Consider the following 12,919-nt stretch of genomic DNA (forward strand, 5'->3'; position numbering starts at 1 on the left):
CCACCCCACTACATGTTTATACTGATCTTATATCCATAGATATTAAGATAGCTTATTTTATGGTCTTTTATTACTATACAAACCATTACTTTTCCTACGTTTTCTGGTTGGAATCCCATTTCTGTTCCCGTCTCAACAAATGTAGCTTCTGCAGTATCATTTTTACCAGTACCATCACCTTTAACTAATGCATAATCAGTCAGCTTTGTTATACCTTTTACATTACAGTTCATAACTTCTGCTATTATCTCTGGTGTAGATTCATCTTTAAGTATTACATGCTTAATCTTTGCATCTTTTGCAAAAAGAGATATAAACTCATCTATTCTATTTGTCTCCCATGTTGCAGACAGTTTTTCTACTATTTCTTTTGTAGATATATCTCCATATTCAGTAATAGTATATTTTTTGTCCTTTACATCTACACTAGGATTTGGATATATTACTAAACCCTCAACATCTGATCTATATATTAAATGGTCTTTTATAAATAATCTTACCATCATGGCCCCTAGATACCTTAGCTTGCTACCTATTTGGTCTCCAGTCTCTTGATACTTAACTAGTATTACATCATCTTCTCCACTTCCATTACCTTTGATTAACTCTTGTCCTACAATTTTTGTATATCCACTTAAAGCTGCATTTATTACTTCCATCGCAACTCTAACATTAACAGGTTGACTAAAATATGGATGAGTGACAAGAGCATCTTCTGTGAAAAGTGCCAAATATCCATCGTAATTGTTAGTGCTCCACATTTTACCTAGTTTATTTATTATTTTCTCTGTACTTAATTTTTCCATTATTTTTCCTCCTCATTATAAACATAATCACTTTGGCAATCTATCTTTTAGTATTAAATCTAAATATATTTCGTCTTCTTTCCAGTTAACTTGATATATTCTAGTATCAGAAACGGATAGTAGACCTAATACTAATGGTGACAATTTAACATTTTTATCGGCTATTATTGTTATTGGTATTTTGAGTGCAGATGCCCAGCCTAACTCAATAAGGACACCTTCTGAAAAATAGTCACATATTATAGCTACTAAATGTGCTGATTCTTTTAATTCTCTATAATCTCTTTCAGTACATTCTTTGGCTGTGACTTTGACCAATCCCCATTTTTCTCTATCTATTGCTAAGAACACCTCATAATCAGTCGATAACATGTCAAATATTTTGTTGATTTTGACAGCTATATCTGATTCCATCAACCCTGTATTTGGATTTATAGTACTAGATATAGGAGTTGATAAGAACACCTTATTTCGATTAGGTTCTATATTTATCATTACTAATCACCTCCATGTCTTTCATCAAAATAAACTATAGAACCCTCGTAGTAATTAACTAATAGCTCTAAAACTTCTTTAGGTCTCATGCGTTTATCCTTAATATAAAACTGTGATGTTTTGGCGTTATTTGGTATAGCTCCACTGTTTGTATATGGTAGTATATCAGATGTTCCAGGACTTATCGCTCCTATAATAGGTAACAGTTGCTTTAATATTTTCATGTCCTCTCTAGTAGTTAAAACTATCTTGGCAAATGGACATTCTTTTGCTATCTTCTGTACTATATTAATAAACTCATCGTCTTTTAGTAGCGTGTTTATATCATTTACACCTCTTATTCTTGGCAGTGATATTTCCACGTCTGCTCCTAATGCCCTTAAAAAATTGGCATGCATTTTCACCATTTCTACATCATACTGTGGATCTGCAAGTCCTAGTAATATACCTATGTTTACTATTTTAAAACCTTTATTTATCCATCTTTGGGGTGTTGACAACCTAAAATCGTAATCTGCCTTAGGCACAGTACTTTTATCTGCTGAAAAATATGTCTTATATATATCACGATTATATGTTTCTTGAAACAACGAAAGCCCTAAGTTATATCCTTTAAACATTTGATAAAGCTTGTCTATTTCATGGTCATACAATGCTCCTATGTTGAAATTAACCTTTTTAAATCCCATCTCAAAAGCCATATTTATAGTCTTGATTATTGTTTTAAAGTTGTCTTCTCTGTCTTCTCCTTCTAGATATTCACCGCTCAGTATCATTACTGCTCTAACTTGCTCTATTTCATATAATATTCTTAGCTGATTTTCTATTTCTTTTATGTTGCCTTTAATACGCTTTAATTCTTTATTACTTTTTCTCATTGCACATATTTTGCAATCAGAATGACAATAGTTTGAGATATAAAGAGGTACTATTGCTTCTAGCTTCCTTTTCTCATACACTTTGTTTTCCTTATTGATTATTTTCACATTTTCACTAAATAACATATATCTATCTCCTTTAATACAAAGTATCTAGTAACTTTTAAAGTTTCCTAGCTGTTACTATAACCTCTTTGCTCCATGGAGGTGCTGATTTTCTTTTTGGTAGTGTAATAATGTCGATTATACTAAATCCTATCTCTTCTATTTGATGATAATATTCTTTACTTTTGTCTTCATCAAATAGCTCTATTTCATCATGATCTACAAATACGCTAAGTTCATTGTTTTCTTCTATTAACAAGACTGGGTTCCATTGTAAAAAGTCTCCTTCTTTCTCCCATGGCTCTATTCTAACAACCTTAGTGAACTCTGTTTGGCAGTGTTCAATTATAGACGTTTTATCATTAACTGGATTATTTTCTAATCCTTTTACAAACATAAATGATACTATCCCACCTTCATTAAGATTGCTTTTTATAGCTTTTAACATATTTAACTGGGATTTTTTTGAAAACGGTACAAACATCGAAACTATTGCATCACATTTGTCTTCTAGATTAAATTCAAGTGCATCATTAACTATAAACTCTACAGGTATGTTTTTGTTGTTTGCAATTTTTTTAGCTATATTTATAGACTCTTCATTCCTGTCTATGCCAAAGCACTCGTAACCTCCTTTCTGGTGAATCTTCATTATCAATGTTCCAGTTCCGCAGCCTAAATCTAAAACTTTCTTGACGTTATTTTGTCTAAAAACACTATCTAGCATTTCAACAATTTCATCATACCCTAGCAGTTTATGTCTGAGCATATCGTTGTATTTAATAATTCCTTTTGGATAATTTATCAGCCAATCTTCTCTAGACCAGCTTTTATCATTATTCATATTACTTCCTCCTATTTTTGTATAAGACTTTCAAAGCTATATTCATTGTTCGGCATTACATCTCTGAGGTTACAACCCCAAAGCTGAGTTTTACCTCTATTTGAGAGATTAAAGAAGCACTTTGATATATTATCAATATAAAATTTGCCTTTTTGTGTTATGCTCAATGTATTATCTTTGATTTCTATATATTCATATCTCATAAGAAGCTGTATTTCATATTTATATATATCTTTAAATTTCACATCAAACATGTCGTCAAATATATTTAAGTCAAGCTTTAAACATCTAACTCCAAGTGCAGGAAATCTTGATATAGCATCGTCTAACGACCATTTTTTCCCCATTAACACAGGAAATCTATTTTGATTCATCATAGATATATATTTGTCTGGATGATGAACATTTGCCCAAGTAAATCCGTTAAAACTTTCAGAAAATGCACCTGCTCCAAAACCTAAGTTTTGACATTGAGGACTTCCCCACAGATCCATTATCTGCTTGTTTTCGTGACCTCTTAATGAATAATCTGGCTGAGCAACCTGTACAAAATTTGCTTCCTGCATCCTATCGTATATATAATTAAACATCTTTTTTTCATCTAATAATATGTTTTGCTTTTGCTTTACATCATCCAGCTCCCTTACCTCTGAATCTAATGCATAAAAACTTATTCCTTGTACACCCAAATCCAGTGCTTTATCTATATCATTTGATAAATCCTCAAGTTTTTGATCTGGGAAGTTATACATTAAATCCATCGCAACTGTCTTGAATCCTACCTGCGTTGCTCTTTTTATTGTTTCTATACTTTGATCAACTTTTTGGTGAAGCTTTAAGCTATCTAGAAACTTTTGATTGAAAGATTGTATCCCAAAAGTTACTCTATTAATCCCTAGCTTTTTTATGTTTTCAAGATAGTTATTATCAACAGTCCTTGGATGGCACTCTAATGTTATCTCACAGTCACTCATTACATTATATTTTTTGTATATCATAGACAATATTGCTTCAATATGCTCCTCTTTTAGTAAACTTGCTGTACCACCACCAAAGTATATAGAACTTATTTTTACTTCCTTAGATAGATTGTGTTTAGCATAAAGCTTTATTTCTTTTAATAGAGCTTCTACATAAGCATTTAGCTTTTCTAAATTAAGTGGCTCGTGTGTAAAAGGACACATAGAGCATATGAATTTACAGTATGGAACATGAATGTACAAAGTCATTCGTTTAGGATACATTTTGACATTACTATTTTCTTTCCATATCTCTAAAGGGTTTACATCTCCTAGATTTATAGGATAGCACCAAGTGTAGCAATCTACTCTAGTTTCTAAATCTAATATCTCTTTACTGTCATATCTACTTGCAATTTCGTTTACATTTGAGTACATGTCTATCTCTCCTTTATCCTTAAATCTATAATCTTTGGAGTTTTACCTCTTCTAGTAACATATAGTTCATCCTTGTTTATTTCTACTCTAAACCTTAGACTCCCAATTTCTTTAGCTGAATCAAGGTCTAATGAGCAATCCCACAGTTTGTTTTCTATTTCCTTAGTTAACTTTTCTGCATCATTGACATCTGCAGTAACAACTTTTACTCTTATCTCCTCTAAGCCCTGTACTAATGTACTGCATACTATCTGATATCCACTCAGGTTAGGTAACTCCTGTTTTAATACATCTTCTATTTGATAAGCATATAACTTGATCCCATCAAATAATGTCACTACATCTCCAATTTTTCCATGAACTTTGATGATTCTATTTTTGCTACCACACTCACACTCTTCTGGTATTATCTCGATTATATCTCCTAGTCTATACCTTATAAGTGGCGTTCCTTCTGAATACAATGACGTAATCACTGCTTCTCCAATATTTTTTTTAGCACCTTCTATTGGTAATAGCTCTAGGTGATACAAATCATCCATGAAGTGCAGCTTTCTAGCTTTACACTCTCCTGCTAATCCATCTGTCTCTTCACTTCCATAAAGATCAATAGGTTCTACTTGCCAATAATCTCTGATGATCTTTCTATCAGATTCAAACATAGGCTCTCCAGCGACCAATATATGTTTAAATTTGATATTAAGTTTTTTTGCTTTGATTATTTCTGTTATTGCTTTTAGCCTTGATATAGAAATAAATATTGCTGTAGGCTTATAGTAGGACAGTAACTCTATCGTTTTTTCATTACTTTGCGATAATCCTGCTGGTATTGATAACACTCCCAGTCTCTCGCATGCATTCATTGTCAAATATCCTAAATGAGCCATATCAAAAGGTTGTCCAATATATATTGAATCACCTTTGGTTAATCCAGCCATTTTCAACAACTTTCCCATTACCATTGAACCTATATCAGTGTCTTTTCTCGTTCTAAATAAGCTTTTAGGCTTATTGGAAGTTCCACTGCTTGAACTAATCCTATATATATCAATATTTTCACTCATAAAATCCATTCCATTTGCTATCAAATCTTGTGATGTTATTATAGGTAGCTTTTGAATATCATCAATCCCTAAAAACTTATTTATGTCAACATTATTATCTTTATATAGCTTCCTATAAAATGGGGTGTTTTTTGCAGCATGCTCAACTATTCTACATAGCTGCTCATTTTTATTGTTCATGCACATCCTCCTTTTCCTTGTGTTAAGATTTTACTTAATTCGTCACAAATATGGTCAAATAATTTTTTGCCTAAATTTAGTGAAGCACCTTCTGAACTTGATAATACGCCGTTTTCTTGTTGACTTAGATCATCAATACTATTATGATAATATATGCCACATGCTGGTATCTTAGAAAAATCTTTATTTATATATCTAACTGAATTTGGCTTTATATAAAGCATAAGTGCAGTCTCTGTCAATCCTGCATGTTCAGCATGCCACCCTACGAATTTATCGTTTGTTATGGATTTTATAAACTCATCTTTGACTACACTCCACCAGCTTAAGGCGATAATATTTGTGTTAATTAAAAAGCCTCGCTCCTTGCAAATCTCTATAGCTTCAAATATAAATGCTTCGTTTTCGTAGTGCCCATTAATTATGAATATGTTTTTAAGTCCTGTATTTGAATATTGATGTATTATATCTACTAGATAATTTATAACTGTACTTGCATTTACCCATATCGTTCCTTTGCATGGATTTTTTCCTCCGCTTTGTGGAAGTGACCTACTCATATAACTTATTTGTGGCGCTTGTATCCATTGGTTTTTAAGGCATAGCTCATTGCATATTGCAACAGCTATATCTGTATCTACGGACAGTGGCAAATGTGGTCCATGTTGCTCTATACTTCCAATAGGTAGCATAAGCGAATTGTTAGGCAGTATTTTACTAAGCTCTAAGACAGTGTAATCTTTGTATTTTTTTATAGAGTTTTTACTCATTACTTCCCCCTTGCTTTTTGCACTTTTATATCTTTTAATGTTAATCGCATATTTTGGACATCATTATATAAATCATCTAGTATTTTAGGTACAACACCTATTCCATTAATATATATAGCTGAGCAAATCTGTACTGCGCTACATCCAATCGAAATATATTCGAGTACATCTGATGAATTTTGTATACCTCCTACACCAATGATTTGTATACCTGATATTTTACTTCTAGTTCTCAATATATAACTCTGTATAATAGGTTTAATAGGCACTCCTGAGTATCCACATTCATAGACTAAGCTTGGGCTAGATTCTCTATCTATGAATACTCCTGGTAACGTATCACTTATACTTACAGCTTTAGCTCCTCCACTCTTTGCAGCTAATACATCCCTCTGTAAATTATCACTACCTCTAAGTTTTACTATTATGGGTATCTCTATAATACTATCTACCTTTTTTGTGTACTCATAAATCCTTGAAGCCGTATCTTCGTTAGTATCATTGGGACAAGATATCCCTAACTCTAGAGCTGGGCTTCCAATTTTCTGCAATGCAAGTGCAAGTTTGGCTAAATCTTTAGGGTTATCTGCATAAATACTAGGGATAACAGGATGTTTTTCTTCATATAACCTACTTAGCATATCTAACCATTTAGTTATATTTTTTTTAGAGTACATAGTAGTATTGAATAAGCCCTTATTATTATTGGTCATAATTTTACCTGACTTCAATACTCTTTTGCCTAAATAAATTGTCTTTGTTATAACTGCTCCAACTCCAAAGTTTAACAACCTTCTTATATTTTTTTCATTGTCTGTTAATGAGCTTGATGCTACTATAATCGGATTCTTTAGTGTTAATCCCAACAACTCAGTTTCTAGCCTATTTATACTGTCCTTATTCATTCGAATCTTCATTTGCTGGCAATGCCCAGTTTTCTTTCCAACTCTCTGGTAGATGAATATTCAAGTTATACATTGCCATCGTCATCATCCCTTGGTGAAATACTTCGTGATTAATCAAATTCAGTATATGAATTTCCAGTGGGATTTCAATATCAAACCATTTTACCTTAGAGTTTTTATTAAGTTCTTTCATAGCTTTTTCCAATTTATTATCAACTTCTTTCATATCACTGAGTAATGAATCCTTATTTAAATCATCAGCAAACTCAAAAACGTCAGGAACACTCTCAAAGCTCATATTTCTTGAATACATTGCATCTATAAACGCTTCTTGTACATATATCATTTCTTTAAAGTGTTTTGTAAATGTATTTAATCCAGGTCTACTCCAAAGTAAACCAAATTGCTCATCTGTTAATTGATTAAAGACGTCATATGTTAATTGCCTGTTTGCTTTAAAGGTGTTTAAATATTCATTTAACATGACTTACCTCCTAAATTTCTATCTTTTTTATCTCTCTATAGTGATGTTTGTATATCTGACATGCGTATTTATTACTTTGTGAGTTAGTTTCCAGATGATTTAAAGTACATACTTCGCAAAAGTTTTTGGTGCAAATATCAGCTACATCACACTCCTTACATACTTTCTTAACATTTATAACATTACTTTTTATTCTTCTTTCTATAGTGCTTATACAACTTTCTAATGATTTAAACTCTTTCATAGACCCTATTTTGTTTTTTTCACCACTAGCTATAGGACAAGCAAATAGGTTCCCAAAGCAATCTACTTTCAATGTAGGTACACATAGTTGGTACTCTTTATTATTAGGTTCTAAAGATTCTATTATATGATTCAGCCTATTTACGGATATCTTTGTGTTACTTTCTTTATTGCATAACTCGGTTAGGAGATATTCCTCTATCTCAATTTGTTCTTTTATGGAAGGAGCTATATCATCCCAGTTATCATTACCTTTTCCTATACACACTAGCGTAGGAAAATGCACTGAAGCTATTCCTTTTTCTCTTGCAAAACTAACTAATTTCCTAACTTCGCTTATATTCTGCTTCATTATTGTCATAGAAAGTCCAACTCTATGTGCATATCCAGCTTCAGCAATGTAATTGATTGTATCAATAACTTTTTTTAAGTTCCCCTTGCCTCTTATAACATCATGTGTTTTTTCACTCATTCCATCTAAACTGACTTGTAAAAATATCTTTTCATTTCTCGATACTAAATCTAGATAGTATTTTGCATCTCTAGCTACGCCATTACTAGTTACAACTACATTTCCTATTTCACACATTCTCTCTGTTAATTCTTCGAAATCATTATGCAAAGTAGGCTCTCCCCCAGTTATAACACTATCAACAATTCCATATTTACTAAGATTACTATGAAACTGCAATATATCATCAATATCTAAAAAATTAACATCTTCTTCAGTGTAATTGCAGCAATGAATACAACTTAAATTACACGCGTTAGTTATTTCATAATATGCTCTATTAGATAATTTAAAAATAGTAATCACTCCTATTGATAATCTCTCCCAAAACTAAGCCGTCTTGTTTTTTGATAGCCCGAGGGCTGTTTCAATGCATTATGATACAGCCCTCTTTAGCTATATTGTTTATCTTACTGCTGATTGCCAGCCTGATGCTGATTGCCAACCTGATGCTGACTGCCAGCCTGACGCTGATTGCCAACCTGATGTAGATTTTTTAACAGCTTCTTTCCACATATTTATCCCTCCTTATAAAAATTTAGGCAAGTACCCTTGGGTCACACAATAATATTACATTTGTTTAGTAAAATTTGTAAGTCACATATTAGTATGACTTACATAAAAAAATGGAAATGTTTTACTAAACATCTCCATTTTTGATTATTAATTTATTGTTGTAATTTTAAAACTGCTTAAATAACATACATTTAGCAAAAAGATATAGTTTAAGTTGTCGAAATTGTACTAAAAATATAGTACTTTATTTTATTATAGATTTATAATAGCATTAACTCATAGAATATGTCATATTATAGCATTAATGTATTACGTGTTAATATTTTCTATAATAATTAAGACAGAGGAGGTTTGTATGATTGATCAGAAAACTGTAATACTTTATCAATCTGAAACATTGCGCCCTAACAATACTGAAATATTTACTAACCAAAATATTGTAAATATAAAATACCATGATTTAGATGATCCAATTATAAGTAAAATAGTAACTCTAAACCCTAACTTAATATTTCTTATAAAGTATGCCGATGAGCATGACTATGTTGATAAAAAGTACATATTATCATTAAAAAACGTTATCTCGTCATCTATAGTTATTTTAAATTTTGTATTAGAGTCAAATACTATATCAGAAATATCTGTACATTTTAGTAATTCTTATTGTTACAAGGACTATTTAATCTTTAAAAAATTGGTTAATTTTTTTTCTGTAAAAGATGATACTTTTAAGTATCACATTCCTCTTAATACAATAGCAATGCTTGATGAATTATACTTTGATAAAATTCTAACAGAATTTAATTTGACTCCTACGGAAAAAGAGATTGTTAAATTAAAACGGTTGAATTTGACTAGAAAAGAAATCGCAAAAAAACGCGTTGTATCGGAAGACACTATACGCAATCATATCTCTAATATCTTAAAAAAGCTGGATTGCGTAAATACCAAAGAGGCTTTATGTAAAATATCAAAGCTAATGAACGAGCGATTTAGAAATAAGCAAATATAATTACATAATAAAACAGGGTATATACCCTGCTATATTATCATTATCATGTTATTAACCTATATCTTGATCTACTAATAAATCCCCATTATTAGTAATCTTTATATGAGAAGGCTTAAAGCCATTTATATCATATTTATATGTAATCATGATTGCCATACTTAAATCTAGCTGGTTATCCCTTAATACTTTGCCATACACAAACGTATCTTGACCTTCGTTAACAGTCAACTTATTTCCATTGTAATAAAATAATTTGTATTTTTCGTAGTCTCTGACCTCATATCCATTTCCAAGTTTAAATTGATAATCTTTAATACCTTTTATTGATATACTTATGATATTACTTGATAACAATTTACATGTTACATAATCTCTTTCAAATAACACTGTAAATTTAAAGGTTTTAAGCCTATTAGCATAATCTAATATTTCATATCTAAAATTACTGATATTTTTACTATCATTAGAATCATTACCCAATATAATTTCTGGTACTCCGTCTCTGTTCAAATCCATTAGCTGAATATCACTTTTATTCCCTTTACTATCTTTTAAAACATTTTTCTCTAATACTTTACCTGTGCCTGTCCATATTCTAACCTTATTTTTTCCATCTTTCTTATATAGATCAATCCTCTCTGGTTTGTTATCTGAATCTAAATCTACTGTTCTAGATACAATATTGTCTTTATTATCTGCATCATCATTTTTAATACCTTTAGTTTCGTAGTATATGGACGCTACCTTATATGTCAAGCACATTAAAACCAATATAAAAATAAAATACTTTTTATTCATATGTTATTTCTCCTTTGCTATAATTGGCATATCTTGTAATATAGTAACGTAATGCGATTAAATAGCATATTGTAAACTAACTACTAATACTTTTGTGGCGGTGAAGTACATGAAAAAAAAACCAGACTGTGGTATGTATGATGGTGGAAAAATACCACCATGTAGTGCTTTTTTGAGCAATGCTAACCCTATCATTAAAGACGGGAAGTTCATATTTAAAAATGAAAACAGATTGTTTTATTTCATAAGTACGAGTCCAATGGATGGACGTAGTTCAGTTTCAATAACCACAAATCTTCAGATAAATCTGCCAACTTATATAATAGGTTTGTTTCTATATCAGGTACAAGAAGGTATAATTAACTATAATAAGAAAGCAGTACTCCATACTAACAAAAATATAAATACTTTTATTCACGAAACTCTTAGAAATCCTCCTAAGATTGAAGAAGATTTTGCACCTACTTTATCATTAGTGTACTCAAATGGTAATGCTATTGCTCCTCCTTTAAACTATGCTCTAAATTTAACTAGAATAAATTACTATATCCTCTTTATTATAGATAGATTAACAGTCGATCCTGGCTTGTTCTTTATTAACAACTCCTTTGCTACGGAAGATTGTTTGAATTTCTTCTTGGCTAGTTTGCATATACAATTTCCTGTGGATGATGACAAATAGTTATATAACTATTTTATCATCCATATCGTTTATATTGAGCAAATACATCATTTCGTCTGATGTTATATGCATTATTCTAGGTGTTATAGCTGTATAGGCTGTTTCATTATTTATGTTTTTTCCATCCTCAAGTACTATACCGCTAGAAAATACAGTAAATAGACTGTCATCAAAAAACCTCTTATATCCTTTTTCTTCTGCCTCATGTCCTCTTATTAGTATATCAAATCCTAATCTTTGTTTAAATGAGTTAAAATGCTCATATGTAAAACTAAATCTACCTGTATTCACTCTTAACTCTCCTTCTCCACTATATGGATCACTCCAAAGCATATTGCTTACAATAGTTCTATCTAAATGATCAATAATATCAATATTAGTTAAATCTGATATGCTATTGATATATTTATAATATTCTTTTATATCTTGGCTTGGTCTAGGTATCCCTCCATGTACCAGTAATATAGATTTATTTTCATTATTGATTATTGCAATATTACATAAGCTTTCAAACAGTTTTAGATAGTCTTTAACTACATCTATGTTTGCATATTTTTGTAAATACAATAAAAAATAATCTTCATCAACCTCAAAATCTTTTTTTCTTAATTTAAGTTTTACTTTGTCTTCTATTAATAATCCATCATCGTGGTTTCCTTGCAATAAATACACATTGTTAGGGAATAAATATTTTAGTACTAATATAATCTCTAATACCTTTACATGCGCTTTTCCTCTATCAACATAATCACCTAAAAATATCCATCTTTTCTTGTCTTTTTTTACCATGCAATCAAAAAAATCAGTTTCTTCTAGCATCTTAATTAAACTAATAGTATCCGAGTGAATATCTCCAATTATATAATATTCGTAGTTTGTATTATTAAATGTATATATACTACATGCTCTTTTACCATCTATCAAACTCGATTTTATTTTTTTTACATGAATATTCTCTCTTAATAATTTCTCATTAACTGAATCTTTTTCACCCTTATGTATATTGCAAACTTCTGCTATAAGATATCTTTGGATTTGGAAGATTTTATTTAAGTCAAAATTGGTATCATCATTTGTACTTACTCCAGTCATATCTTTGAATCTATAAAAATCTAGTTTCAAAGCCTCCCCCAAGTCATACACATTTTGCTCATAGTTAATCTTGATTTTATTAATAAAATCAAGAACTTTATTGGAATCGCACATTATGCTATCATCCTTTCACTTCA

The 12,919-nt window shown here is 30.7% G+C and carries 14 protein-coding genes; 2 read left to right on the forward strand and 12 right to left on the reverse strand.

Annotation, left to right across the window (positions count from 1 at the left end; translation table 11 throughout):
- Window positions 1-8: 8 nt before the first annotated feature.
- From P3X86_RS08905 to P3X86_RS08950, 10 genes are read right to left on the reverse strand one after another with little or no spacing between them, the layout of a single operon-like run.
- Window positions 9-806 carry a hypothetical protein gene (locus P3X86_RS08905; RefSeq protein WP_483292322.1) on the reverse strand — a complete coding sequence of 266 codons (798 nt, stop codon included), beginning with the start codon at window positions 804-806 and terminating at the stop codon, window positions 9-11.
- Between the two features lie 27 nt (window positions 807-833).
- Window positions 834-1,301, reverse strand: a complete 468-nt coding sequence (locus P3X86_RS08910) for a nucleoside 2-deoxyribosyltransferase (RefSeq protein ID WP_483292323.1) — start codon at window positions 1,299-1,301, stop codon at window positions 834-836.
- 2 nt (window positions 1,302-1,303) lie between these two features.
- Window positions 1,304-2,305, reverse strand: coding sequence for a thiamine biosynthesis protein ThiH (locus tag P3X86_RS08915; protein WP_483292324.1), 1,002 nt, complete (start codon window positions 2,303-2,305; stop codon window positions 1,304-1,306).
- A gap of 37 nt (window positions 2,306-2,342) precedes the next feature.
- Window positions 2,343-3,128, reverse strand: coding sequence for a class I SAM-dependent methyltransferase (locus tag P3X86_RS08920; protein WP_483292325.1), 786 nt, complete (start codon window positions 3,126-3,128; stop codon window positions 2,343-2,345).
- Window positions 3,129-3,139: 11 nt separating this feature from the next.
- Window positions 3,140-4,525 (reverse strand): coproporphyrinogen-III oxidase family protein, encoded by a 1,386-nt coding sequence (locus P3X86_RS08925; protein WP_483292326.1) that lies wholly within the window; start codon window positions 4,523-4,525, stop codon window positions 3,140-3,142.
- 2 nt (window positions 4,526-4,527) lie between these two features.
- Window positions 4,528-5,769: a phenylacetate--CoA ligase family protein gene (locus P3X86_RS08930; protein WP_483292327.1), complete on the reverse strand. Its 1,242-nt coding sequence runs from the start codon at window positions 5,767-5,769 to the stop codon at window positions 4,528-4,530.
- Entirely contained in the window at window positions 5,766-6,539 is a 774-nt protein-coding gene (locus P3X86_RS08935; protein ID WP_483292328.1) for a creatininase family protein, read from the reverse strand. Before P3X86_RS08935 ends, P3X86_RS08930 begins: the two co-directional genes overlap by 4 nt.
- Window positions 6,539-7,444 carry a beta/alpha barrel domain-containing protein gene (locus tag P3X86_RS08940; RefSeq protein ID WP_483292329.1) on the reverse strand — a complete coding sequence of 302 codons (906 nt, stop codon included), beginning with the start codon at window positions 7,442-7,444 and terminating at the stop codon, window positions 6,539-6,541. The genes P3X86_RS08935 and P3X86_RS08940 overlap by 1 nt, the downstream gene beginning before the upstream one ends.
- A complete protein-coding gene (locus tag P3X86_RS08945) occupies window positions 7,437-7,928 on the reverse strand; it encodes a DinB family protein (RefSeq protein ID WP_483292330.1) in 492 nt (163 codons plus the stop codon). The genes P3X86_RS08940 and P3X86_RS08945 overlap by 8 nt, the downstream gene beginning before the upstream one ends.
- 10 nt (window positions 7,929-7,938) lie before the next feature.
- Window positions 7,939-8,988 carry a radical SAM protein gene (locus tag P3X86_RS08950; protein ID WP_483292331.1) on the reverse strand — a complete coding sequence of 350 codons (1,050 nt, stop codon included), beginning with the start codon at window positions 8,986-8,988 and terminating at the stop codon, window positions 7,939-7,941.
- Between the two features lie 565 nt (window positions 8,989-9,553).
- On the opposite strand from P3X86_RS08950, the gene P3X86_RS08955 reads away from it, so the two are divergent.
- On the forward strand, window positions 9,554-10,210 hold the full coding sequence (locus P3X86_RS08955; RefSeq protein WP_483292332.1) for a helix-turn-helix transcriptional regulator: 657 nt from the start codon (window positions 9,554-9,556) through the stop codon (window positions 10,208-10,210).
- Window positions 10,211-10,261: 51 nt separating this feature from the next.
- Here P3X86_RS08955 and P3X86_RS08960 read toward each other — a convergent pair whose 3' ends face one another.
- Window positions 10,262-11,008 (reverse strand): hypothetical protein, encoded by a 747-nt coding sequence (locus tag P3X86_RS08960; protein ID WP_483292333.1) that lies wholly within the window; start codon window positions 11,006-11,008, stop codon window positions 10,262-10,264.
- A 109-nt stretch (window positions 11,009-11,117) separates the two neighbouring features.
- On the opposite strand from P3X86_RS08960, the gene P3X86_RS08965 reads away from it, so the two are divergent.
- Entirely contained in the window at window positions 11,118-11,690 is a 573-nt protein-coding gene (locus tag P3X86_RS08965; protein ID WP_483292334.1) for a hypothetical protein, read from the forward strand.
- Here the strand turns inward: P3X86_RS08965 and P3X86_RS08970 are convergent, their stop codons facing one another.
- On the reverse strand, window positions 11,691-12,896 hold the full coding sequence (locus P3X86_RS08970) for a metallophosphoesterase family protein (protein ID WP_483292335.1): 1,206 nt from the start codon (window positions 12,894-12,896) through the stop codon (window positions 11,691-11,693).
- Window positions 12,897-12,919: the final 23 nt, after the last annotated feature.

Source organism: Abyssisolibacter sp. ZYX002 (genome assembly GCF_056892235.1).

What these genes read in the sequence shown, in the direction of transcription:
- P3X86_RS08905 (WP_483292322.1), bottom strand. Translation starts at nt 806, where the DNA reads ATGGAAAAATTAAGTACAGAGAAAATAATAAATAAACTAGGTAAAATG.
- P3X86_RS08910 (WP_483292323.1), bottom strand. Translation starts at nt 1,301, where the DNA reads ATGATAAATATAGAACCTAATCGAAATAAGGTGTTCTTATCAACTCCT.
- P3X86_RS08915 (WP_483292324.1), bottom strand. Translation starts at nt 2,305, where the DNA reads ATGTTATTTAGTGAAAATGTGAAAATAATCAATAAGGAAAACAAAGTG.
- P3X86_RS08920 (WP_483292325.1), bottom strand. Translation starts at nt 3,128, where the DNA reads ATGAATAATGATAAAAGCTGGTCTAGAGAAGATTGGCTGATAAATTAT.
- P3X86_RS08925 (WP_483292326.1), bottom strand. Translation starts at nt 4,525, where the DNA reads ATGTACTCAAATGTAAACGAAATTGCAAGTAGATATGACAGTAAAGAG.
- P3X86_RS08930 (WP_483292327.1), bottom strand. Translation starts at nt 5,769, where the DNA reads ATGAACAATAAAAATGAGCAGCTATGTAGAATAGTTGAGCATGCTGCA.
- P3X86_RS08935 (WP_483292328.1), bottom strand. Translation starts at nt 6,539, where the DNA reads ATGAGTAAAAACTCTATAAAAAAATACAAAGATTACACTGTCTTAGAG.
- P3X86_RS08940 (WP_483292329.1), bottom strand. Translation starts at nt 7,444, where the DNA reads ATGAATAAGGACAGTATAAATAGGCTAGAAACTGAGTTGTTGGGATTA.
- P3X86_RS08945 (WP_483292330.1), bottom strand. Translation starts at nt 7,928, where the DNA reads ATGTTAAATGAATATTTAAACACCTTTAAAGCAAACAGGCAATTAACA.
- P3X86_RS08955 (WP_483292332.1), top strand. Translation starts at nt 9,554, where the DNA reads ATGATTGATCAGAAAACTGTAATACTTTATCAATCTGAAACATTGCGC.
- P3X86_RS08960 (WP_483292333.1), bottom strand. Translation starts at nt 11,008, where the DNA reads ATGAATAAAAAGTATTTTATTTTTATATTGGTTTTAATGTGCTTGACA.
- P3X86_RS08965 (WP_483292334.1), top strand. Translation starts at nt 11,118, where the DNA reads ATGAAAAAAAAACCAGACTGTGGTATGTATGATGGTGGAAAAATACCA.
- P3X86_RS08970 (WP_483292335.1), bottom strand. Translation starts at nt 12,896, where the DNA reads ATGTGCGATTCCAATAAAGTTCTTGATTTTATTAATAAAATCAAGATT.